Genomic DNA, 21,248 nt, shown 5'->3' with positions numbered 1-21,248 from the left:
CTGAATACAGCATGCACTAAGTTGAGTCTATTCCGCTCAAGTTTTCATGGACTCGGTGCGAACATCGTGCGAAGGGCTCCGCGGGGCGGTGCCGGGACGCTGCAGGGCCCGGGTCAGGCCCAGCAGCTGGCGGGCCGGTCCGGCCGGGCGCTGGCCGGCCGGCCAGACCGCGCGCAGCGGTCGGTGCAGGTCGAGGTCGGCTGCCAGCGGCACCGCCACCAGGCGGCGGGTGGCCAGCTCCTCGATCACCGCCAGCTCGCTCAGGCAGACCGGACCGGCGCCCGTCATCGCCGCCGCCTTGAGCGCGGTCGAGGACGCCAGCTCCAGGCGCGGCGGCGCCGCCCCGCCGTACGGGGCGAGCGCCTCCTCCAGCACCTCGCGGGTGCCCGAGCCGACCTCGCGCAGCACCAGCGGGGTGGCCGCCAGTTCGGCGCCGGTGACCGGGGCGCGGCGGCGGGCCCAGCGGTGGTCGGGGGAGACCACCACCACCAGGCTGTCCGCGGCGACCACCGCGCCGGCCAGACCCGGCGGGGTGCTGGTGCCCTCGACGAAGCCGAGGTCGGCCTCGCCGGCCAGCACCTGGGAGGCGACGTCCGCCGAGTTGGCGGTGCGCAGGGTGACCGCGGTACCGGGGCTGGCGGCGTTCAGCGCGAGCAGCCAGCCGGGCATCAGGTACTCGGCCACGGTCAGGCTGGCCACCACCCGCAGCCGGGCGTCCCGGCGCTCGCGCAGCGCGTCGATGCCGGCGTCCAGCGCCTGGGCGGCCTCCACCACCTGCCGCGCCCACTCGACCACCAGCCGGCCCGCCTCGGTGGGGCGGGAGCCGCGCGGGGAGCGCTCCAGCAGTGCCACGCCGATCTGCCGTTCCATGCTCTTGATCCGGGCGCTGGCGGCGGGCTGACTGACCCCCAGTTCGGCCGCCGCGCGGCCGACGCTGCCCAGCCGGGCCACCGTGAGCAGCAGCTCCAGGGCGCCGAGGTCCGGGACGTGCGGGGAGAGAGCCATAGGCCCAGGCTATGTCCTCATAGCGGAGCGCTCGCTACCGCCGCCCCCTCGCGCGGGTGACGGTGGAGCCATGGCAACACTCCTCGCGGCCGACAGCCGTCTACGCACCCTCGACCTCGCCCGGCTCGGCCCCAACTGGTACGCCGCGGTGATGGGCACCGCGATCACCGGGAACGCCGCCGCCGCGCTGCCGATCGAGGTGCCGGGCCGGGTCGCGCTGGCCGAGGCGGTGTGGACGCTGTCGCTGCTGCTGCTCGTGTTGCTGCTGGCCTCCCGCGCCGTCCACCTGGTGCGGCACCGCGAGCAGGCCCGGCACACGCTGCTGGAGGACCCGTCCGCCGCGGTGTTCTACGGCTGCCCGCCGATGGCCCTGCTCGCGGTCGGCTACGGGGCGCTCGCGGTCGGCGGCCCGGTGATCGGCGCCGGCCCGGCGCTGGCCCTGGACGCGCTGCTGTGGAGCACCGGGACGCTGTACGCGCTGGCCGTCGCGGTGGTGCTGCCGTACCTGATGATCACCCGGCACCGGCTCTCCGCACTGGAGGCCAACCCGACCTGGCTGCTGCCGGTGGTGGCCCCGATGGTGGCCGCCGCGCTCGGTCCGGCGCTGGTGCCGCACCTGCCGGAGGGGGCGGCCCGGGTGGCGCTGCTGTACGGCTGTCTGGCGATGTTCGGCGCCAGCGCGCTGGCCACCCTGCTGATGCTGCCGGTGGTGCTCGGCGGGCTGCTGCACAGCAAGCTGCCCGCGCTGGTGCTCACCCCGTCGCTGTTCCTGGTGCTCGGCCCGCTCGGCCAGTCCACCACCGCGGTCAACCAGTTCGCCGACGCCGTCCCGCTGGCGCTGCCCGGCGCCGGGGCGCAGGGCGCGGAGTTCGCCCGGCAGGCGGCGGTGGCGTACGGGGTGGCGGTGCTCGGTTTCGCGCTGCTGTGGCTGGTGGTGGCGCTGGCCGCCAACCTGCGGGCGCTGCGGGCCGAGATGCCGTTCGCGATGACCTGGTGGGCGTTCACCTTCCCGGTCGGCACCCTGGTGACCGGCACCGCGGGCCTCGCCCGGCACACCGGTTTCGGCGGATTCACGGCCCTCGCCGGGGCGCTTTACCTGCTGCTCTTCTCGGCCTGGGCGGTGGCGGCCGCGCGGACCTTCGCGGGCTTGCGCGCCGGGCGCCTGCTGTAGGGCACCATAGGGACCCATGCCGTGCGGGAATATGTCGGCGCACGCAAATGCCGCGCGCGGTCGGCGGATGAGGCAAACCCCCTGCGGTGTAACGGGGTTGAGCCCTCCGGATCGGCGGGTTCTGCGAAGGAATTCGGAATTTTCCGCGGCGGCCGTGACGCTCCGGCCTGCTCGGACGCTCGCGCACGCGGCGAGTGGGGCCCTGTGCCGAATGACCGTTCGGGGGAGGGGGGAATAGCTTGATTCCGGGTTTTCGGACACTTGTCCGGGTGATTTGTTGCAGGTTCCCGCAAGTGCAGGAACCTGCAGCCGGAGACCACTTGTTCGGCGTTCGTCACGCTGTGAGGGTGTAGTCACGCCAAGTCGTCCCGGGCCGCCGCAGCCCGAGTCGACGGCTTGCTCTTCGCGTGGGTACGACAGGTGCGTTCGCACCTGCGCAGCCGGGGGGAAGAGCGCCGGTCGGGACGCCATGTGTGGTGATGGCCCCCGTGTCCGGAGTCGGTGAGGCGTTGCTGCTCCGCCTCGCCGAAAGCGTCTGACGATTGGCGTGACACGAGCGGGTCCTCCGGGTCCCGGGCGCTCAGGTGCCCGGCCCGGAGGACGCGCCCGTCCACGGGGCTCCCGCCGTCGAGCCGGCCGGGCCTCCTGGGATCATGATCCGCAAACGGAGGAACACGGCAGGAGTGCTCGACGTGGCTGCGGACCACCCGAAGGGCGAACCGGGCGCCGGGCTGCCCGAGGACGCCGCCACCCGCCTGTACCTCGCCGTGCTCGCCGCCGGCGGCCGCATCCCGCTCACCGACCCGCCGGTGCTCGACCCGGCCACCGGACCGGGCCACCAACAGGCCCTGCTCGACCAGCTGGTGGCGATCGGCCTGGTGCTGCCCAACCACATCGACGGCTACTACGTCGCGATCAGCCCGCGCACCGTCGCCGAGCGGGTCAGCGCCGACATGCGCGCCGAGGCGACCCGGCTGCTGCTGCACGCCGAGCGCCTGCCCGGCGAACTCGACCCGCTCACCCGCGCCTACGACGCCGTCCCGCGCCCCGCCGAGCAGGCCCGGCAGGCCACGTACGTCGACGGCCAGGAGGCGATCCGGCTGCGGATCGCCCAGCTGGTCTCCGAGTGCCGGCTCGAACTGCTCACCGCCCAGCCCGGCCTGCGCCCCGCCGCCGTCCTCGAACTCGCCCTCACCCAGGACCAGTTGCTGCTCCGCCGGGGCGGCACCATGCGCACCCTCTACCAGCCGGTGGCGCTCACCGAGGAGAGCGCCGTCAACCACGCCGCCGCGATGACCGACCGCGGCGCGCAGATCCGGGTCCTCGACGAGCCGTTCCTGCGGGTGATCGTCGTCGACCGCCGGATCGCCGTCATCCCCGCCGCCGACGACCACAGCCGCGCCGCCTTCGTCGAGGACCCCGCCGCGGTCGCCTTCCTGGTCTCCGTCTTCGAACGCGACTGGGCCCGCGCCGACCACGTCCGCTGGCGCGACCTGGACGGCCGCACCCTCACCCGCACCGTCTCCGACCGGGTCGGCCGCCTCCTCGCCGCCGGCCTCACCCAGCGCGGCATCGCCACCCGCCTCGGTCTCTCCGAACGGACCGTCGCCGGCCACATCTCCCGGCTGCGCGACCGCTACGGCGCCCAGACCCTGTTCCAGCTCGGCTGGCTGATGCGCGGAGGCCGACGTGACTGACCCCCTGCCGAGCGAGGCCGAACGGCAGCTGTACCGCGACATCCTGGACCAGGGCGGCCGGGTGATGTTCCGGGAGGCGATGGAGCAGGACCCCGACGGCGTGCTCCGGCTGATCGAGCTCGGGCTGCTGGTCCACCAAGGACTCGACCAGTCGCTGAGCGCCGTCGACCCCCGCTCGGCCGGCGAGCGCATCAAGGTGGAGCTGCGCTCCCGGGCCACCGGGCTGCTGGTCCAGGCCGAACGGACGGCCGGTCAACTCGAGGAGCTCACCCACGCGTACGAGGCCACCGCGAACCGGGCCGACCGGACCAGCGCCGTCCAGCACGTGACCGCCGTCGAGCAGATCCGGCACCGGATCCTGCAGATCGAGTCGGAGATGCGCGAGGAGACGCTGGCCGCCCAGCCCGGCGGCGCCCGCCTGCCCGCCTTCATGGCACAGGCCCTGGAACGCGACCGCCGCTTCCTGGCGGCCGGCATCAGCCTGCGCACCCTCTACCAGCCCGGCGCCCTCGACGACCCGCCGACCGTCGAGTACGCCGCCGCGAGGACCGCCTGCGGCGAGCGGATCCGGGTGCTGGACGAGCCCTACCAGCGCCTGCTGATCTTCGACCGCAAGATCGCGATCATGCCGGCCAGCGCCGACGAGAAGAGCGCCGCCATCGTGGAGGACCCGGCCGTGGTCGGCCTCCTCGTCGAGCGCTTCGAACGCGACTGGCGCCGCGCCCGACCCGTCAACTGGCACGCCCTGGCCGGCCGCACCGTCGGCGTCCCCGCCGAGCTCGCCCGCCTGCTCACCGCCGGCCACACCCAGCGCGCCATCGCCACCCGCCTCGGCCTCTCCGAACGCACCGTGGCCGCGCACATCTCCCGGCTGCGCGAGCTCTACGATGCCGAGACGCAGTTCCAGCTCGGCTGGCTGATGAGGGACGGTGCGCGATGAGCGGGGGCGGCAGAGAGGAAGAGCGACCAGTGGGCGAGCCGAACGGCACCGCGCTGCCGACCGAGGCGGAACGGCGGCTGTACCAGCAGATCCTGGACCAGGGCGGCCGGGTGATGTTCCGTGAGGCGGTGGAGCAGGACTCGGCGGGCGTCCTGCGGCTGCTGGAACTCGGACTGCTGGTGCACCACAGCGCGGACCAGTCGCTGACCGCGGTCAACCCGCGCTCGGTGAGCGAGCGGATCAGCGCCGAACTGCGCGCCGAGGGCACCCGGATGCTGCTGCGCGCCGAGGAGATGCCCGGGCTGCTGGAGGACCTCACCCACGCCTACGACGCCACCCCGCGCCGGGCGGACCGCTCCAGCGTGGTGCGGCACGTCGACCGGATGGAGCTGATCCGGCACCGGATCCTGCAGTTGGAGAGCGAGACCCAGGAGGAGGGGCTGGCGATGCAGCCCGGCGGGGCGCGTCCGCCGGACCTGCTGGCCGAGTCGCTGGAGCGCACCCGCCGCTTCCTGGAGCGCGGCGCCACGCTGCGCAGCATCTACGAGCCGGCCGCCCGGATGGACGAGACGACGGTGCGGTGGGCGGCGAAGGTGACCGCCTGGGGCGGCCGGTTCCGCACGCTCGGCGAGCCGTTCAGCCGGCTGCTGGTCTTCGACCGCCGGGTCGCGGTGGTCCCGGCGTCCGCGGACAACACCAGTGCCGCGTTCATCGAGGACCCGGCGGTGGTCTCGTTCCTGGTGGCCGCGTTCGAACGGGACTGGGAGCGGGCCGAGCGGGTGCAGTGGCGGGCGGTCGAGTCCGGCGGCGACCCGGCGGTCCCGGTCCACGACCAGGTCGGACGCCTGCTCGCCCAGGGCCTGACCCAGCGCGCCATCGCCTCCCGGCTGGGCCTGTCCGAACGCACCGTGGCCGGGCACATCTCCCGGCTGCGCGAGCTCTACGACGCGGAGACCCTCTTCCAGCTGGGCTGGCAGATGCGGGGAGCCGAGGGGCCGCGCGAGGCCTGACGGATCGTCAGCCGGTGGCGATCTCCGGGGACCAGAAGCCGTACGGGCTGGTGGGCTCCTGCCGCGGGCGCGGGAACTGGTCGCCGGGCGCGGTCCAGAAGCCGCCGCGCAGCGAGAGCGCCATGCCGGCCCAGTCCAGCGCGGTCTCCACGGTGTGGTGCAGCGCCTCCTGCGACCAGGTGTCGTCGAAGACCAGCGGCAGCACGGGGGAGACCTGCTCGATGGTGGCGATCAGCGGGTTGTGGGTGATCGCCTCGTCGACCAGCAGCACGATCGGCTTGCGCAGCGCCGAGGCCCAGCCGAGCTCCAGGCTGACGCCCGCCGACAGCGGGGCGCCGACGTACGCGAAGACCAGGTCCGCGCTCTGCATCGCCCGGAAGTCCGAGGGCACCCGCGGCTCCGGCACCCGGCCGGCCACCGTCCAGGCGTCGCTGTGGTGCGCGCTGTAGACCGCGGCGCCGCTGCGCAGCAGCGTGCTCCGCAGGGTGGTCAGCCTGGTCCGGCTGGCCAGCGTCACGACGCTGTCGGCGGGCCCGGTCAGCCGCATCAGCGGCGCGGCCAGGAACACCCGCGCGCGGCGTCCTTCGGCGCTCTGGACCGCGTGATTGCGCAGATGAGGCTCAGTCATGTCGACTCCGGGAGAATCGGTCGGCGGGGGCGGGCCCTGCCAGCGTGGTGTTTTGCGAATGCTGCTGACATTCGGTGCGGTCGGAACTAATTTGCCGAGTTCATGCCACTCGCGTGCGCCCCCGTCGGTCGAACCCTGCTCACGCGAGTGCTGGGCTCACTGATCGTCGCTGCACGTCGGCGGTGCCGTCCACTGTCACCCGATGTCATCTCTCTGCCATGCAGGGAGATGACAGCCCCTGTCGCCTTCCGCGATCCCGCGCAATGCGGGCATTATTAATGCTCGGTCAGATTGTCATACTCGCAGTTGGTTGATGTGATCTACATCGGAGGGAGTGCTCTCGTGCGTCATGCGCGTCGCCTCATTGCCACGGTCGTTCTTCTGGGTGCTGCGCTCTTCGCCGGTGTGGGCACCGCCAACGCCGACAGCGGCTGGGACCCGAAGGCCGCCCAGCAGACGGTCATCCCCGCGGACAGCTACTGGCAGTAGTCGGGATCAGTCGAGGGGTCCGTCCGACAGGTCGTCAGAGTCGGGCCTCTCGACGTCCTCGGCTTCCTGCGCCAGTTTCCAGCCGAGTTGGAACAGGGTGTCGACCCCGTAGTCCTCGCGGAGTTCCGCGATGTGCCGGGCCAGGGTGCGTTCGCTCAGCCCGAGGTTGCGGGCGATCACCCGGTGGCCGATGCCCTGCACCATCGACCGGATGATCTGCCGGCGCAGGCTGGTCAGGACCTGCGGCGGGACCTCCCGGTTCGCGTGGAACGGGATCGCCCGCTCCCAGAGCGCGTCGAAGGTCTGCACGAGGTAGGCGATCACCGCCTGGTCCTTGATGAAGGCGGCCTGGGTCATGTCCTTGCTGCCCGGGATGATCGCGACCTTCCGGTCGATGATGATCAGAATGCTGAACGGCTCGTCCAGGGTGCGGATCTGACTGCCCGCCGCGGTCATCGTCTCGACGTACTCCAGCGTCGGACTCGAGTACCGGGCGCTCGGCTGGTAGATGCTCCGGGCGGTGCCGCCCCGGTGGAGCACCCCGAGGTCGCGGTCGACGACCGCCCGCACCGTCTCGGCCCGCCGCCCGCCGCCGGGCTGCGCGGTCAGCAGTTCCTGCGTGCAGTTGTCGACCAGCATCGCCAGCCGCTGGTTGATCGTGGTGTGGCCCTGGACGTACTCGATCTTCCCGCCGGACTCGCCGGTGCCGGTCAGCTCGCTGAACGCCTCGCCGAGGTCCTGCAGTTCGGCGGAGAGCGTGGCGGAGCGGGTGAGCAGGTGGGCGGCCTCGCGCTGCCAGGCGGTGCTGAGCGAGACCGAGAGCGTCCGCGGGTCGATCGCCACCACGACTGACGGGTCGTCGGATTCGCGGATCAACAAGCCGAATTCGAGCAGCTCGACAATCTGCTCCCGAACAGCCTCGTGCGCGGTGGTGTCCACCCGCCCACCGGAACGCACGATGAACAGGTACACCTCATGTGCTTCTGCGGAGAGCGACCTGCGCCCGGGATCGAGCGATGTGGAGTCCCGGAATGCGCGCATGGACTTCTCCCCTCCGTCTGACTCCGTGGGCGGTGGTGCACGGCTAGCCAGGTTGATCAGTAGGGATCATAGGCAGAACCGCCCGACCGCGGATTCCCATTTGCGCCGGGCATTCGATCGGCCGCCACGCTGAAACTCTCCCAGCACGGCGACGCCGCCGAAACCCCCCGGACGGCCGGAGGTTGTCGACGGCGTCGAACGCGATCAGCGCTTGGGGCGCCAGACCACCAGCGCGCTGGACTGCTGCACCTGCTGGTAGGGGACGAGGTCGCGGCGGTAGGAGGCGTGCACGGCGGCCTCGCGCTGCTGGAGGGTGGCGGCGGCGCCGTCCAGGGCGTCGACCAGCTCGGCGATCCGGGACTGCAGGGCGGCGACCTGGTTCTCCAGCTCGATGATCCGCTTGATGCCGGCCAGGTTGATGCCCTCGTCCTGGGACAGCCGCTGGACCTCGCGCAGCTGCTGGATGTCGCGCGCCGAGTACCGGCGGCCGCGGCCGGCGGTGCGATCGGGGCAGACCAGGCCGAGCCGGTCGTACTGGCGCAGGGTCTGCGGGTGCAGGCCGGAGAGCTCGGCGGCCACCGAGATGACGTAGACGGGGGTGTCCTCGGTCAGCACGTAGGCCGGCGGCCCGGTCGGCCGGGTGCGGCCGGCGCCGGGCAAGCCCTCGCCGAGGCCGGGGGGGCCGATCCGGCCGTCGCCGTGGGGACTGTCGGGGTGGGGACTCATCGGGATCTCACGCTCCCTCCGCCGCCTTGAACAGGGCGGCACGCGGGTCGTCCGAGGTGGTGGCCTCGCGGTACTGCTCCAGTGCGGTCAGCGCGTCGCCGGTGACGTGCTTGGGCACCGCGACCTCCACGGTGACCAGCAGGTCGCCGCGGGTGCCGTCCTTGCGGGTGGCGCCCTTGCCGCGGGCCCGCATGGTCAGGCCGTTGGCGCTGCCCGGGGGCAGCTTGAGCTTCACGGCCGGACCGTTCAGGGTCGGCACCTCGATGGTGCCGCCGAGCGCCGCCTCGGGGAAGCTGACCGGCACGGTGACCGTCAGGTTGTCGCCCTTGCGCCCGAACACCGGGTGCGAGTCGACGTGCACGCTGACGTACAGGTCGCCGTTCTGGCCACCGCGCTCGCCCTGCGCGCCCTTGCCCTTGAGCCGGATCCGCTGGCCGTCCTGGACGCCGGCCGGGATGCGGACCTGCATGGTGCGGGCCGAGGAGGCCCGGCCGCTGCCGTGGCACACGGTGCACGGGTCGTCGACGATCATGCCGCGGCCCTTGCAGTCCCGGCACGGCTCGGAGAGCGCGAAGGCGCCCTGGCCGCGGCTGACGGTGCCCGCGCCGACGCAGGTCGGGCAGACCCGCGGGGTGGTGCCGGTCTTCGCGCCCGTCCCGGCGCAGGCCCGGCAGGCCGCCTGGGAGGTCATCCGCAGCGGCACGGTGGCGCCGTCCACGGCCTCCTCGAAGTTGAGGGTGACCTCGGTCTCCACGTCGGCGCCCCGGCGCGGCTGCGCGGTCTGCCGCCCGCCGCGGTTGAACAGGCCGCCGAACACGTCGCCGAGTCCGCCGCCGCCCCCGCCGCCGCCGTTGAACAGGTCGCCGAAGTCGAAGCCGCCGCCGGCCGCCCCGCCGGGCCGGAACCCGCCGTTGCCGAACAGCGAGCGCGCCTCGTCGTACTCCTTGCGGCGCTTCTCGTCGGAGAGCACGTCGTACGCCTCGGAGATGTCCTTGAACCGCTCCTCGGCCTTGGCGTCGCCCTTGTTGGCGTCCGGGTGGAACTCGCGCGCCAGCTTGCGGTACGTCTTCTTGATCTCGGCGGCGGTGGCGTCCTTGGGCACGCCGAGGACCTTGTAGTAGTCCTTCTCCACGTAGTCCTTAGCGCTCATGGCCTTTTACCGCCACCTCCCGTTGCGATTCCCGCCGCTGTGCTGCGGCGCCGTAGTACGGCGCTGCGGAGCCGCCGCCGTGTGGACGACGTACGACTCCGCAGCGCACGGATGGTACTCAGCTGTCGGACGCGCCGTCAGCCTTGCCGGAGTCCGGCTCGCCGGTGGTCTGGGTGCCCGGCTGGGGCTCCGCGACCGCGACCATCGCCGGGCGGATGATCCGCTCGCCGATCCGGTACCCGGGCTGGAGGATCTGCACGCAGGTGTCCTCGGTGACGTCCGAGGAGTAGCTGTGCATCAGCGCCTCGTGCAGCGTCGGGTCGAAGGGCTCGCCCTCCTTGCCGAACTGCTGCAGGCCCAGCTTGGCGACGACCGTCTCCAGGGACTCGGCGACGGACTTGAAGCCGCCCGTCACCTCGCCGTGCTCGCGGGCCCGGCCGATGTCGTCCAGCACCGGGATCAGCGACTCCAGGATGTTGGAGACGGCGATCTCCCGGACCGTGGCACGGTCCCGCTCGACCCGCTTGCGGTAGTTCTGGTACTCGGCCTGCAAGCGCTGCAGGTCGGCGGTGCGCTCACCGGCCTCGCGCTTGGCGGTGGCCAGCTCGTCCGAGCCGGCGCCCGCGACGGCCTCCTCGGCAGCCTTGAGCACGGCCTCCTCGGCGGCGGAGTCGTCGCCGGGCTGCTCGCCCTGCGGCTTCTCCGTCATGCGGCACCGCCCTTGGGCTTCTCGTCATCGACGATCTCGGCGTCCACCACGTCGTCGTCCTTGGCGCCCGGCTCGCCGGCACCGGCCGCGCCGGCCGCCGCGCCCGCGCCGTCGGCCTGCGCGTAGAGCGCCGCACCGAGCTTCTGGGCGGTGGTGGAGACCTTCTCGGTGGCCGTGCGGATGGCCGCGACGTCCTCGCCCTTCAGGGTCTCCTTGAGCTCGCCGATCGCGGTCTCGACCTCGGTCTTGACGTCCGCCGGGAGCTTGTCGGAGTTGTCCGCGATGAACTTCTCGGTGGAGTAGACCAGCTGCTCGCCCTGGTTGCGGGTCTCCACGGCCTCGCGGCGCTTGTGGTCCTCCTCCGCGTACCGCTCGGCCTCCTCGCGCATCCGGTTGACCTCGTCCTTCGGCAGCGAGGAGCCGCCGGTGACGGTCATCTTCTGCTCCTTGCCGGTGCCGAGGTCCTTCGCGGCCACGTGCATGATGCCGTTGGCGTCGATGTCGAAGGTGACCTCGATCTGCGGCAGGCCGCGGGGCGCCGGCGGCAGGCCGGTCAGCTCGAACATGCCGAGCTTCTTGTTGTACGCCGCGATCTCGCGCTCGCCCTGGTAGACCTGGATCTGCACGGACGGCTGGTTGTCCTCGGCCGTGGTGAAGATCTCCGAGCGCTTGGTCGGGATCGTGGTGTTGCGCTCGATCAGCTTGGTCATGATGCCGCCCTTGGTCTCGATGCCCAGGGACAGCGGGGTGACGTCGAGCAGCAGGACGTCCTTGACCTCGCCCTTCAGGACACCGGCCTGCAGGGACGCGCCGATGGCGACGACCTCGTCCGGGTTGACGCCCTTGTTGGCGTCCTTGCCGCCGGTCAGCTCCTTGACGAGCTCGGCGACGGCCGGCATACGGGTCGAGCCGCCGACCAGGACCACGTGGTCGATCTCGGACAGCTGGATGCCGGCGTCCTTGATGACGTTGTGGAACGGGTGCTTGCAGCGGTCCAGCAGGTCCGCGGTCAGCTGCTGGAACTGGGAGCGGGTGAGCTTCTCGTCCAGGTGCAGCGGGCCCTCGGCGGACGCCGTGATGTAGGGCAGGTTGATCGAGGTCTCGGAGGACGAGGACAGCTCGATCTTGGCCTTCTCGGCGGCCTCGCGGAGGCGCTGGACGGCCATCTTGTCCTTGGACAGGTCGACGCCGTGGCCGGCCTGGAAGACCTTGACCAGGTGGTCGACGACCCGCTGGTCCCAGTCGTCGCCGCCGAGGTGGTTGTCGCCGTTGGTGGCCTTGACCTCGACCACGCCGTCGCCGATCTCCAGCAGCGAGACGTCGAACGTACCGCCACCGAGGTCGAAGACCAGGATGGTCTGGTCGTCCTTGTCCAGGCCGTAGGCCAGGGCGGCGGCGGTCGGCTCGTTGACGATGCGCAGGACGTTCAGGCCCGCGATCTCGCCGGCCTCCTTGGTCGCCTGGCGCTCGGAGTCGTTGAAGTACGCCGGGACGGTGATGACGGCGTCGGTGACCGTCTCGCCCAGGTACGACTCGGCGTCCCGCTTGAGCTTCTGCAGGACGAAGGCGGAGATCTGCTGCGGCGTGAAGTCCTTGCCGTCGATGCCGATCTTCCAGTCGGTGCCCATGTGGCGCTTGACCGACCGGATGGTGCGGTCGACGTTGGTGACCGCCTGACGCTTGGCGACCTCGCCGACCAGGACTTCGCCGTTCTTGGCGAAGGCGACGACGGACGGCGTGGTCCGAGCGCCCTCGGCGTTGGTGATGACCGTGGGCTCACCGCCCTCAAGAACACTGACGACGGAGTTCGTCGTACCGAGGTCGATGCCGACCGCGCGTGCCATCGTGAATACCTCCGGGGAGAAGTTGAGCTGTACGGGCTCAAGGATGCATGACGGATCGGGAAGCGTCAACAGCTTTGAGTCGGTGTCGCTCAACTTTACTGAGCGCTTATGCGGAGGGCTGGGCCGCTAGGGTGAGTCTGGCCTTAGTGACTGCCGCCATACCTTGAACATCTTCTGGACGGGTGTTAACGCGCGGTAATGTCCGGCCCGTCGACCCTGCAAGTTACCGACCAGTACACTCTGCGGGAGACTAGGACCAAAGCCGCTGGAGACGGAGAGCCGATGCAGCTAGCAGCGATCGTCATCTCGCTGGTCACCTTCGTGATCGGCACCGCGCTCGCCGCCCGTGCGGCGTTGTACATCTACAAGGTGGTGCGCACCGGCTCCGCCGACGCCACCCGGTTCGGACAGCCCGCCCAGCGGGTCGCCACGGTGGCCAAGGAGTTCCTCGGCCACACCCGGATGAACCGCTGGGGCATCGTCGGCATCGCCCACTGGTTCGTCGCGGTGGGCTTCTTCTCGCTGGTGCTCACCCTGGTGAACGCCTTCGGGCAGCTCTTCGACGCCGAGTTCGCGCTGCCGGTGATCGGTCACTGGCTGCCGTGGAACATCTTCGTCGAGCTGATCGGCACGCTGACCACGCTGGGCATCCTCACCCTGATCGTGATCCGGCTGCTCAGCCTGCCCTCGCGGGCCGGCCGCAAGTCCCGGTTCGCCGGCTCGATCGCCTGGCAGGCGTTCTACGTCGAGTACACGATCCTCGGCATCGGCCTGTGCATCATGATGCTGCGCGGCCTGGAGGGCGCCCTGGAGGGCGTCGACTCCTACGAGGCCACCTACCTGGTCTCGTACCCGATCGCCGCCGCGTTCCACGGCGTCGCGCACGGCACGCTGGTCAACCTGGTCTACCTGTTCGCGATGCTGAAGATCTGCATCTCCTTCGCGTGGGCCATCACCATCGGCCTCAACCCGTCGATGGGCGTCGCCTGGCACCGCTTCCTGGGCTTCTTCAACATCTACTTCAAGCGCGAGGAGGACGGCGGCGTCGCGCTCGGCGCGCTCCGTCCGATGACCAGCAACGGCGCCCCGATCGACTTCGAGGACCCGGCCGACGACGCGGTCTTCGGCGTCTCCCAGGTCGAGCACTTCTCGTGGAAGGGCATCCTCGACTTCTCCACCTGCACCGAGTGCGGCCGCTGCCAGTCGCAGTGCCCGGCCTGGAACACCGGCAAGCCGCTGTCGCCCAAGCTGCTGATCATGAGCCTGCGCGAGCACGCCTACGCCAAGGCCCCGTACCTGCTGGCCGGTGGCGGCAAGGACATGGAGGGCGAGGAGAGGGCGAGCGCCGAGCAGCTGGCCGGCGTCCCCGCCGAGGCCCTCGCCGAGGCCGAGCGCCCGCTGATCGGCACCGCCGAGGAGAACGGCGTCATCGACCCGGACGTGCTGTGGTCCTGCACCACCTGCGGCGCCTGCGTCGAGCAGTGCCCGGTCGACATCGAGCACATCGACCACATCGTCGACATGCGCCGCTACCAGGTGATGATCGAGAGCAGCTTCCCGACCGAGGCCGGGACGATGCTCAAGAACCTGGAGAACAAGGGCAACCCGTGGGGCCTGGCCACCAAGGCGCGCCTCGACTGGGTCAAGGAGCTGAAGAAGGAGACCGGCATCGAGGTGCCGGTGATCGGCGAGGACATCGACCCCGCCGAGGTCGAGTACCTCTACTGGGTCGGCTGCGCCGGCGCCCTGGAGGACCGGGCGAAGAAGACCACCAAGGCCTTCGCCGAGCTGCTGCACACCGCGGGCGTCAAGTTCGCGATCCTCGGCAAGGAGGAGACCTGCACCGGTGACTCCCCGCGCCGCCTCGGCAACGAGTTCCTGTTCCAGATGCTCGGCGCGCAGAACGTCGAGACCCTGAACGCCGCGCTGGAGGACGCCCCCACCAAGCGGATCGTCGCCACCTGCCCGCACTGCTTCAACACCATCGCCAACGAGTACCCGCAGCTCGGCGGGCACTTCGAGGTCATCCACCACACCCAGCTGCTGCAGCACCTGATCGACGAGGGCAAGCTGCTGCCGGTGAACCCGGTGGAGGGCCTGATCACCTACCACGACCCGTGCTACCTCGGCCGCCACAACAAGGTCTACACCCCGCCGCGCGAGATCATCGGCAAGGTGCCCGGCCTGCGCAACGAGGAGATGCACCGCCACAAGGAGCGCGGCTTCTGCTGCGGCGCGGGCGGCGCGCGGATGTGGATGGAGGAGCGGATCGGCAAGCGGATCAACACCGAGCGCGTGGACGAGGCGCTGTCCCTCAACCCGGACATCGTCTCCACCGCCTGCCCGTTCTGCCTGGTGATGCTCTCCGACTCGGTCAACGGCAAGAAGAACGAGGGCGCGGCCAAGGAGCACCTGAAGGTGGTCGACGTCGCCCAGCTGCTGCTGGAGTCGGTCCGCGCCACCCCGGCCGAGACCGCCGAGCCGGTCGACGCCTGACGCCCGCTCACTCCCCGGACCCCGGACGCCCGTTGCGGCTCCGGGGTCCGGGCGTTCCCGGAGCTGGGGCGATGTCCTAGCATCTGCGCATGACTGCTGACGGGGGAATACCGGGGCCCGGCGGCCCACCGCTGAACGGGCCCGGGTACGGCGCCGCGCCGCCGGGGAACTTCGGCGGCGCACCCGCCTACCTGCCGACCGTCACCTCCGGCTCCGGGGCGCCCGACTGGGCGGCGCTCGCGGACGCCAACGAGCGGGAGTACCTGCGCAAGCGGCGGCTGAAGATCGGCGGCGGCGTCCTCGCGGTGGTGCTGGTCGGCGGGATCGTCGCCACCGCCGTGGCGCTCTCCGGGCCCAAGGGCACCCCCGACGCCAAGCCCGTCCCCAGCGCCACCGCCCAGCCCGACGGGCCGGCGCCCAGCGCGCCGGGCACCCCCTCAGGCCCGCCCTCCGCCTCCCCGTCGGCGTCCGCGTCGGGCTCGGCCGCCGCCTCCGCCTCCGCGTCCGCCACCGACAGCGCCAAGCCGGGCAAGAGCCCCAGCGGCAAGCCCTCCGCGGCGCCCACGCTCGCCGGATTCGCGCTCGGCGGCGGCAGCGCGCTCGGCACCAGCGACGGCCACAAGGGCCCCACCCTGGTGCTGTACGGCAACTCCATCGGCTACGCGGAGAACCAGGCCGCGGTGGTCGACACCTCGCGCAGCTTCACCGTCTCCGCGCTGGTCCGCAACAACGCGCCGAGCGGCGGCCGGGCCGCGGTCACCCAGGGCGGCGACACCTACTACTCGTTCTACCTGGGTCGCGAGGACTGGGCTTCCCACAATCAGTGGGTCTTCAAGGTGCAGACCGCGGCCGGCGCCCAGGACACCACGACCGTGCAGGCGTACGGCAACGGCGCCACCACCGGCTCCTGGACGCTGCTCACCGGCGTCTACGACGCGGGCACCAGGAAGATCCAGCTGTACGTCGACGGCGCCCCGCAGCAGACCACGGCGGTCAGCGGCATCTGGCAGACCACCGGCGGCCTCCAGCTCGGCCGGGTCCGCTACAAGTCGGCCTGGAGCGACTTCTGGGACGGCGCCATCGCCGACGTGCAGGTCTGGGACCGCGCACTGCCGCCCGCCGCGGTCGCCAAGCTCAACACCAGCGGCGGCACCGACGCCGGCACTTCGGCCGCCAAGTCCTGGCTGCTGCCGTAGCGGCGGCGCTGACCGGCGGCGGTTCGCACACCAGCCCGGGTGGGCCGGTGGCTGTCGTGCGCTGTTCGAGCAAATAGAGTATGCGGCGGGCCCCGGATCAGGGCCCGCTTTCGGCCACCACGGCCGGCCGCACCATGTCACCGAGCGAGCACACCGGACCCTGTCGAGCCGGGCACGCCGGACACCGGACCAGGGGAGAACAGAGACATGACCGAGGCGATCATGCTGGTCGGAGGCAAGGGCACCCGGCTGCGCCCGCTGACCACCCACACGCCGAAGCCCATGCTGCCCGTGGCCGGTGTCCCGTTCATCGCCCACCAGCTGGCCCGCGCCGCGGCCGCCGGCGTCACCCGCGTGGTGCTCGCCACCTCGTACCTCGCCGAGGTCTTCGTCGACCACTTCCAGGACGGCAGCCCGTACGGCATCGAGCTGGTCTACCTCACCGAGGAGGAGCCGCTGGGCACCGGCGGGGCGATCCGCAACGCCGCCTCCGGCCTGACCTGCGGCCCCGACGAGCCGGTGCTGGTCTTCAACGGCGACATCCTCTCCGGCCTCGACATCGCCGCGCTGCGCGACGGGCACACCGCCTCCGGCGCCGACGTCACCCTGCACCTCACCCGGGTGGCCGACCCGCGTGCCTTCGGCCTGGTCCCCACCGACGAGAACGGCCGGGTGCTGGCCTTCCTGGAGAAGCCGGAGACCCCCGAGCAGATCGTCACCGACCAGATCAACGCAGGCTGCTACGTCTTCACCCGCTCGGTGATCGACCGCATCCCGACCGGCCGCGAGGTCTCGGTCGAGCGCGAGACCTTCCCCGAACTGCTCGCCACCGGCGCCCTGCTGCGCGGCGTGGTGGACACCTCGTACTGGCTGGACCTCGGCACCCCCGGCGCCTTCGTCCGCGGCTCCGCCGACCTGGTGCTCGGCAAGGTCGACTCCCCGGCCGTCCCCGGCCCGACCGGTGAGGCCCTGCTGCTGCCCGGCGCCCGGGTCGACCAGGGCGCCGTGCTCGGCTCCGGCACCGTCGTGTCCGAGGGCGCCGAGGTCGCGGCCGGCGCGATCGTCGAGGGCACCGTGGTGCTCCCCGGCGCCCGGATCGAGGCCGGCGCGTACGTCAAGGACTCCATCGTCGGCGCCTACGCCGAGATCGGTGAGCGCTGCTCGCTGGACGGCGTGGTGATCGGCGACGGCGCGGTCCTGGAGGCCGAGAACGAGCTCTCCGCCGGCCTGCGGATCGCCTGCGGCACCCGCCTGCCGGTCGGCGCGGTCCGGCTCTCCGCGGGCCCCGGCGGCTGCGAGGCGGGCCTGAGCAACGCCGCCGCCGTGCACGCCCCGGGCGCCGGCGTCACCAGCTGACGCACCCCCGCGGAGGACCGTCACAGGACGGCTGCAATCCGGTCGCGCGGCCATGATCACCCGACGGGTGGTCAGCCGTTGCGGGTACCGTCGTGGCGTGGCTGGCAATCGACACGACGACGGACGGGGCACCGACCCGCGACAGGGCTGGTCGGCACCCCACCCGGGCACCCCGCAGGGCGATCCGTACCAGGGCGCCCGGCAGCCCGAGGGGCCCGAGTACTTCACCGCCCCGCACGAGCAGTACCCCGGGGACGCACCCGGCGGCGACCGGTACGGCGACCAGCCGGGTCACACCCGGGCGTTCGCGCTCGGCGAGCAGCCCTACCCCGGCCCGGACGGCTACGGCTACCCGCAGGGCTACACCGAGGACGGCTACGGCTACCCGGGGCCGGGCTACGGCGGCGAGCCGGAGTACCCGTCCGGTGACAACGTCGCGGTCTACCGGGCCGGCGGCCAGGCCGCCCCGCACCTGGGCGGCCCCCGGCTGCGCTGGCGGCAGCTGCTGACCGGGATGTACCGGGAGCCCTCCGCCACCTTCGACCGGATGCGCGAGCACCAGGTCTGGCTGGCCGCGCTGACCGTCTCGCTGCTGTACGGCGTGCTGGCGGTGTTCGCCCTCGACAGCACCAGCGACCAGGTGGTGCACTCCGCGTTCGCGGTCGCCCTGTGGTCGATGGCCGGCGCCGCGATCGGCTTCACCCTGGCCGGCGGCGTGCTCGGCGCGGTCACCTACGCGCTGGCCCGGCAGTTCGGCGGCGACGGCCCCTGGCAGTCCACCGTCGGCCTCGCGGTCCTGATCACCTGGACCACCGACGCCCCCCGCCTGCTGCTGGCGATCTTCCTGCCCGCCGCCAACCCCGTGGTCCAGGTGGTCGGCTGGGCGAGCTGGCTGGTCTGCGCGGTGCTGCTGACCACGATGGTGCGGCGGATCCACGACCTGCCCTGGGGCAAGGCGGCCGGCGCGGCGGCGCTGCAACTGCTCGCGCTGCTGGTGCTGATCAAGCTGCCCACCCTGGGCTGAGCGGCCCGCGCCGCCGCCCGGTGCGTGCACGGTCCGTCCGAATGGCGAGATCTTTGTAGGGTGGGGTGTTCGACCCACCCTCGTCTGGAGCGTCCGCATGACTCTGCCCACCACCCACGTCAGCTTCCCGGCCGGGGCGGTGACCGGCGAGTCGCCGATCCTCGCCGTGCACGCCCTGCCGGACGGCCGCACCGCCGTGGTCACCGAGTCCACGCCGTTCCACCCGCTCGACCACACCTGGCCCGACCAGCCCGCTGACCTGGGCACCCTCACCGTCGACGGCGCCGCGTACCCGGTGGTCGACTGCCTGACCGGCGCGGTCGGCCCGGACGGCGGCGACCTGCTGGTCGGCGCGGACATCCCGGTCCGCCGCGGCGACGAGGAGTGGTCCTGGCTGGTGCTGCACGTGCTGGCCGACGCCCCCGGCCCGGACGCCGTCGGCCGCACCGCGCGGCTCGACGTCGACGCCGAGCGGCGCGGACTGCTCTCCGCCGCCCACACCGGCTGCCACCTGCTGGCGCTCGCCCTGAACGCCGCGCTCGCCCCGCGCTGGCGCAAGGACCCGGGCCGCGCCGACGCCTTCGGCCACCCGGACTTCGACAGCCTCGCCATGGACTCCTCGGTGATGGACACCGACGCCAGCACCGACACCTACCGGCTCGGCAAGTCGCTGCGCAAGAAGGGCTTCACCGTCGACGCCGCAGAGGACTTCCCCGCCCTCGCCGACGCCCTGCCCGCGCTCACCGAGGCGGTCAACGTCCAGCTCGCCGCCTGGGTCGCCGCCGACGCCGAGGTCCGCATCGAGGTGCCGGGTCCCGAACTGACCGCCCGCCGCCGCTGGCACGCCGCCCTCCCGGCCGGCCCCGCCGAGATCTTCTGCGGCGGCACCCACCTCCACCACCTCGGTGAACTCGCCGAGCTGCGCACCGAGTTGACCCTCTCCGAGGACGGCACCGTGCTGGTCGCCACCACCCGCCCGAAGCGCGGCTGACGCACGCCGACATGCCACGAGGGCCGACCCGGCGGCGGGTCGGCCCTCGTCCTGCTGCGCTCTTGGTCCGGCTGCGCTCTGGTGGTGCGGTTGCCTCAGATGTCGCTGCGGTGGAAGTTCAGGTACGAGCGGGAGGCCGTCGGGCCGCGCTGGCCCTGGTACCGCGAGCCGTAGCGCTTCGAGCCGTACGGGTGCTCTGCGGGGGAGGACAGCCGGAACAGGCACAGCTGGCCGATCTTCATCCCCGGGTACAGCTTGATCGGCAGCGTCGCCACGTTCGACAGCTCCAGCGTCACGTGGCCGCTGAACCCCGGGTCGATGAACCCCGCGGTGGAGTGCGTCAGCAGCCCCAGCCGGCCCAGGCTCGACTTGCCCTCCAGCCGGGAGGCCACGTCGTCCGGCAGCGTGATCCCCTCGTAGGTGGCGGCCAGCACGAACTCGCCCGGGTGCAGGATGAACGCCTCGTCGCCCTCCGGCTCCACCAGCCGGGTCAGGTCCGGCTGCTCCTCGGAGGGGTCGATGTGCGGGTAGCGGTGGTTCTCGAAGACCCGGAAGAAGCGGTCCAGCCGAACATCGATGCTCGACGGCTGAACCATCGCGGGCTCGAACGGGTCGATGACGACCCGACCCTTGTCGATCTCGGCACGAATGTCCTTGTCAGAGAGCAGCACGCCCCCGAGGGTACGTGCCAGGGGGCGGCCGCCCCAAAAGCGCCCACCCCCCGGACCGCCCGTGCTCCGGCCTCAGACCGGCGACTCGACCGCCTCCAGCCGCAGCGCGTGCGACAGTTGGCCAGCCGAGAGCTCCGCCACGTCCGCCGGCACCGAACTCCGCAACCGCCCGCACCTCGGGCACCGCAGCAGCCGCCCCGGCCCCAACCGGGCCGCCTGCAAGTGCTGCATCGGGAAAGCCGCCGTGCTGAACACGTGCCCCTCGGCACAACGAACCACGGTGCGCTGCTCCATCGGTCCCCTTCCTACTGATCCGCCGACAGCGTCACATTAGGGGATCTACCGGACACCACCCCGCGAGGCTCGCCGCCACCGGAAACCCTGCACCCACCGCCTCCCGCCATGGGGTACAGTGATCCTCGACCGGGCCGTCTCTGACGCCCCGTCACATGCGGGCGTAGTTTAATGGTAGAACATGAGCTTCCCAAGCTTAGAGCGCGAGTTCGATTCTCGTCGCCCGCTCTCGGTAAAGCCCCAGGTCAGAGACCTGGGGCTTACTTTTTAGGGGCCTAAATCGCGGTTTTGAGGCATGAGCTGACTTTTCCTGCGGCTTGAGGGCGCGATTCGTTGACGGAGGCTTCGCTGGGGGCGGCTCGGAAGGTGCCACCGCCGGTAAGAGATGGCGTTCCTTCATGCGTCCGATTTGCTGTCACATGTGCCTAATTTAGCGGCAGTTCGCATAGTCGTACCTTCTGAGCGGGCGTCATCTCTCGATCTGTAAGCCTCTTATCTCGAGCCCTTTCGTGTGTCTTGCCCCGCGGCTAGGCGAGCCTTGTGCCTGTGATCGTGCGCGACTACTGCGCGAGTAGTGGCAGTCAGTAGCGGTCAGCCGCGGTCGTTCCTTCGAGAAATCTAAGCTCAGGGCGCGCGATACCTGAGTCGAATGCCTGGGTGCTCCGACTTCGGTTCTGCCGACAGTTTCTCGTGTTGTGGATTTCGCGGCCTGGCCTGACGGTTCGCGGCAGGGTGGCCTCGGCGTGGCGGGCTGCACCGGGGCTCCGGCGTCGCGCCTCGGGGGGGGGGGGGGGGGGGTTTGGGGGGTAT

Annotated in this window: 18 protein-coding genes, 1 tRNA gene and 1 pseudogene; 11 read left to right on the top strand and 9 right to left on the bottom strand. The window is 71.7% G+C overall.

Annotated features, from left to right (window positions below; all coding sequences use genetic code 11):
- Positions 1-36: 36 nt before the first annotated feature.
- Entirely contained in the window at positions 37-1,005 is a 969-nt protein-coding gene (locus tag AB0K51_RS23375; protein WP_363458643.1) for a LysR family transcriptional regulator, read from the bottom strand.
- A gap of 70 nt (positions 1,006-1,075) precedes the next feature.
- On the opposite strand from AB0K51_RS23375, the gene AB0K51_RS23370 reads away from it, so the two are divergent.
- The 4 genes from AB0K51_RS23370 to AB0K51_RS23355 all read left to right on the top strand — a co-directional run bounded on the left by AB0K51_RS23370 (position 1,076) and on the right by AB0K51_RS23355 (position 5,823).
- On the top strand, positions 1,076-2,176 hold the full coding sequence (locus AB0K51_RS23370; protein ID WP_363458641.1) for a TDT family transporter: 1,101 nt from the start codon (positions 1,076-1,078) through the stop codon (positions 2,174-2,176).
- A gap of 692 nt (positions 2,177-2,868) precedes the next feature.
- Positions 2,869-3,873: a LuxR C-terminal-related transcriptional regulator gene (locus tag AB0K51_RS23365; protein ID WP_363458640.1), complete on the top strand. Its 1,005-nt coding sequence runs from the start codon at positions 2,869-2,871 to the stop codon at positions 3,871-3,873.
- The gene (locus AB0K51_RS23360; protein ID WP_363458638.1) at positions 3,866-4,813 is read left to right on the top strand and encodes a LuxR C-terminal-related transcriptional regulator; all 948 of its coding nucleotides are present in this window, start codon (positions 3,866-3,868) and stop codon (positions 4,811-4,813) included. The genes AB0K51_RS23365 and AB0K51_RS23360 overlap by 8 nt, the downstream gene beginning before the upstream one ends.
- A gap of 29 nt (positions 4,814-4,842) precedes the next feature.
- The gene (locus AB0K51_RS23355) at positions 4,843-5,823 is read left to right on the top strand and encodes a LuxR C-terminal-related transcriptional regulator (RefSeq protein ID WP_363458637.1); all 981 of its coding nucleotides are present in this window, start codon (positions 4,843-4,845) and stop codon (positions 5,821-5,823) included.
- Between the two features lie 7 nt (positions 5,824-5,830).
- On the opposite strand, the gene AB0K51_RS23350 is transcribed toward AB0K51_RS23355, so the two are convergent.
- Entirely contained in the window at positions 5,831-6,451 is a 621-nt protein-coding gene (locus tag AB0K51_RS23350; RefSeq protein WP_363458635.1) for a hypothetical protein, read from the bottom strand.
- 306 nt (positions 6,452-6,757) lie between these two features.
- Between AB0K51_RS23350 and AB0K51_RS23345 the strand changes: the two genes are divergently transcribed.
- The gene (locus tag AB0K51_RS23345; RefSeq protein ID WP_363458633.1) at positions 6,758-6,940 is read left to right on the top strand and encodes a hypothetical protein; all 183 of its coding nucleotides are present in this window, start codon (positions 6,758-6,760) and stop codon (positions 6,938-6,940) included.
- A 6-nt stretch (positions 6,941-6,946) separates the two neighbouring features.
- Here the strand turns inward: AB0K51_RS23345 and AB0K51_RS23340 are convergent, their stop codons facing one another.
- The 5 genes from AB0K51_RS23340 to dnaK all read right to left on the bottom strand — a co-directional run bounded on the left by AB0K51_RS23340 (position 6,947) and on the right by dnaK (position 12,410).
- Complete coding sequence (locus AB0K51_RS23340) at positions 6,947-7,912, bottom strand: hypothetical protein (RefSeq protein WP_363458631.1); 966 nt, start codon at positions 7,910-7,912, stop codon at positions 6,947-6,949.
- A gap of 273 nt (positions 7,913-8,185) precedes the next feature.
- Positions 8,186-8,707 carry a helix-turn-helix domain-containing protein gene (locus tag AB0K51_RS23335; RefSeq protein WP_363458629.1) on the bottom strand — a complete coding sequence of 174 codons (522 nt, stop codon included), beginning with the start codon at positions 8,705-8,707 and terminating at the stop codon, positions 8,186-8,188.
- A gap of 7 nt (positions 8,708-8,714) precedes the next feature.
- Positions 8,715-9,857 (bottom strand): molecular chaperone DnaJ, encoded by a 1,143-nt coding sequence (dnaJ, locus tag AB0K51_RS23330; RefSeq protein WP_363458627.1) that lies wholly within the window; start codon positions 9,855-9,857, stop codon positions 8,715-8,717.
- A 118-nt stretch (positions 9,858-9,975) separates the two neighbouring features.
- Positions 9,976-10,566 (bottom strand): nucleotide exchange factor GrpE, encoded by a 591-nt coding sequence (gene grpE, locus AB0K51_RS23325; protein ID WP_363458626.1) that lies wholly within the window; start codon positions 10,564-10,566, stop codon positions 9,976-9,978.
- A complete protein-coding gene (gene dnaK, locus AB0K51_RS23320) occupies positions 10,563-12,410 on the bottom strand; it encodes a molecular chaperone DnaK (RefSeq protein WP_363458624.1) in 1,848 nt (615 codons plus the stop codon). The genes grpE and dnaK overlap by 4 nt, the downstream gene beginning before the upstream one ends.
- A gap of 282 nt (positions 12,411-12,692) precedes the next feature.
- On the opposite strand from dnaK, the gene AB0K51_RS23315 reads away from it, so the two are divergent.
- The 5 genes and pseudogenes from AB0K51_RS23315 (at position 12,693) to AB0K51_RS23295 (ending at position 19,473) form a co-directional block, all read left to right on the top strand.
- A complete protein-coding gene (locus tag AB0K51_RS23315; RefSeq protein WP_363458622.1) occupies positions 12,693-14,906 on the top strand; it encodes a (Fe-S)-binding protein in 2,214 nt (737 codons plus the stop codon).
- An 89-nt stretch (positions 14,907-14,995) separates the two neighbouring features.
- Entirely contained in the window at positions 14,996-16,102 is a 1,107-nt protein-coding gene (locus tag AB0K51_RS23310) for a LamG domain-containing protein (RefSeq protein ID WP_363458620.1), read from the top strand.
- 207 nt (positions 16,103-16,309) lie between these two features.
- Positions 16,310-17,383: pseudogene (locus AB0K51_RS23305) on the top strand (NDP-sugar synthase); the annotation flags it as partial.
- 172 nt (positions 17,384-17,555) lie between these two features.
- Complete coding sequence (locus tag AB0K51_RS23300) at positions 17,556-18,482, top strand: Yip1 family protein (RefSeq protein WP_363458618.1); 927 nt, start codon at positions 17,556-17,558, stop codon at positions 18,480-18,482.
- Positions 18,483-18,579: 97 nt separating this feature from the next.
- Positions 18,580-19,473 (top strand): metal-dependent hydrolase, encoded by an 894-nt coding sequence (locus tag AB0K51_RS23295; RefSeq protein WP_363458616.1) that lies wholly within the window; start codon positions 18,580-18,582, stop codon positions 19,471-19,473.
- Between the two features lie 95 nt (positions 19,474-19,568).
- Here the strand turns inward: AB0K51_RS23295 and dcd are convergent, their stop codons facing one another.
- Positions 19,569-20,144 (bottom strand): dCTP deaminase, encoded by a 576-nt coding sequence (gene dcd, locus AB0K51_RS23290; protein ID WP_363458614.1) that lies wholly within the window; start codon positions 20,142-20,144, stop codon positions 19,569-19,571.
- Between the two features lie 72 nt (positions 20,145-20,216).
- Positions 20,217-20,438, bottom strand: coding sequence for a hypothetical protein (locus AB0K51_RS23285; RefSeq protein ID WP_363458612.1), 222 nt, complete (start codon positions 20,436-20,438; stop codon positions 20,217-20,219).
- A gap of 157 nt (positions 20,439-20,595) precedes the next feature.
- On the opposite strand from AB0K51_RS23285, the gene AB0K51_RS23280 reads away from it, so the two are divergent.
- Positions 20,596-20,666, top strand: a tRNA-Gly gene (locus AB0K51_RS23280).
- The last annotated feature ends 582 nt before the right edge of the window (positions 20,667-21,248 follow it).

The organism is Kitasatospora sp. NPDC049285 (assembly GCF_040678815.1).
GTDB lineage: Bacteria > Actinomycetota > Actinomycetes > Streptomycetales > Streptomycetaceae > Kitasatospora.
Note: the sequence above shows the minus strand (reverse complement) of the source record. Positions and strands in the feature narration are given on the sequence as shown.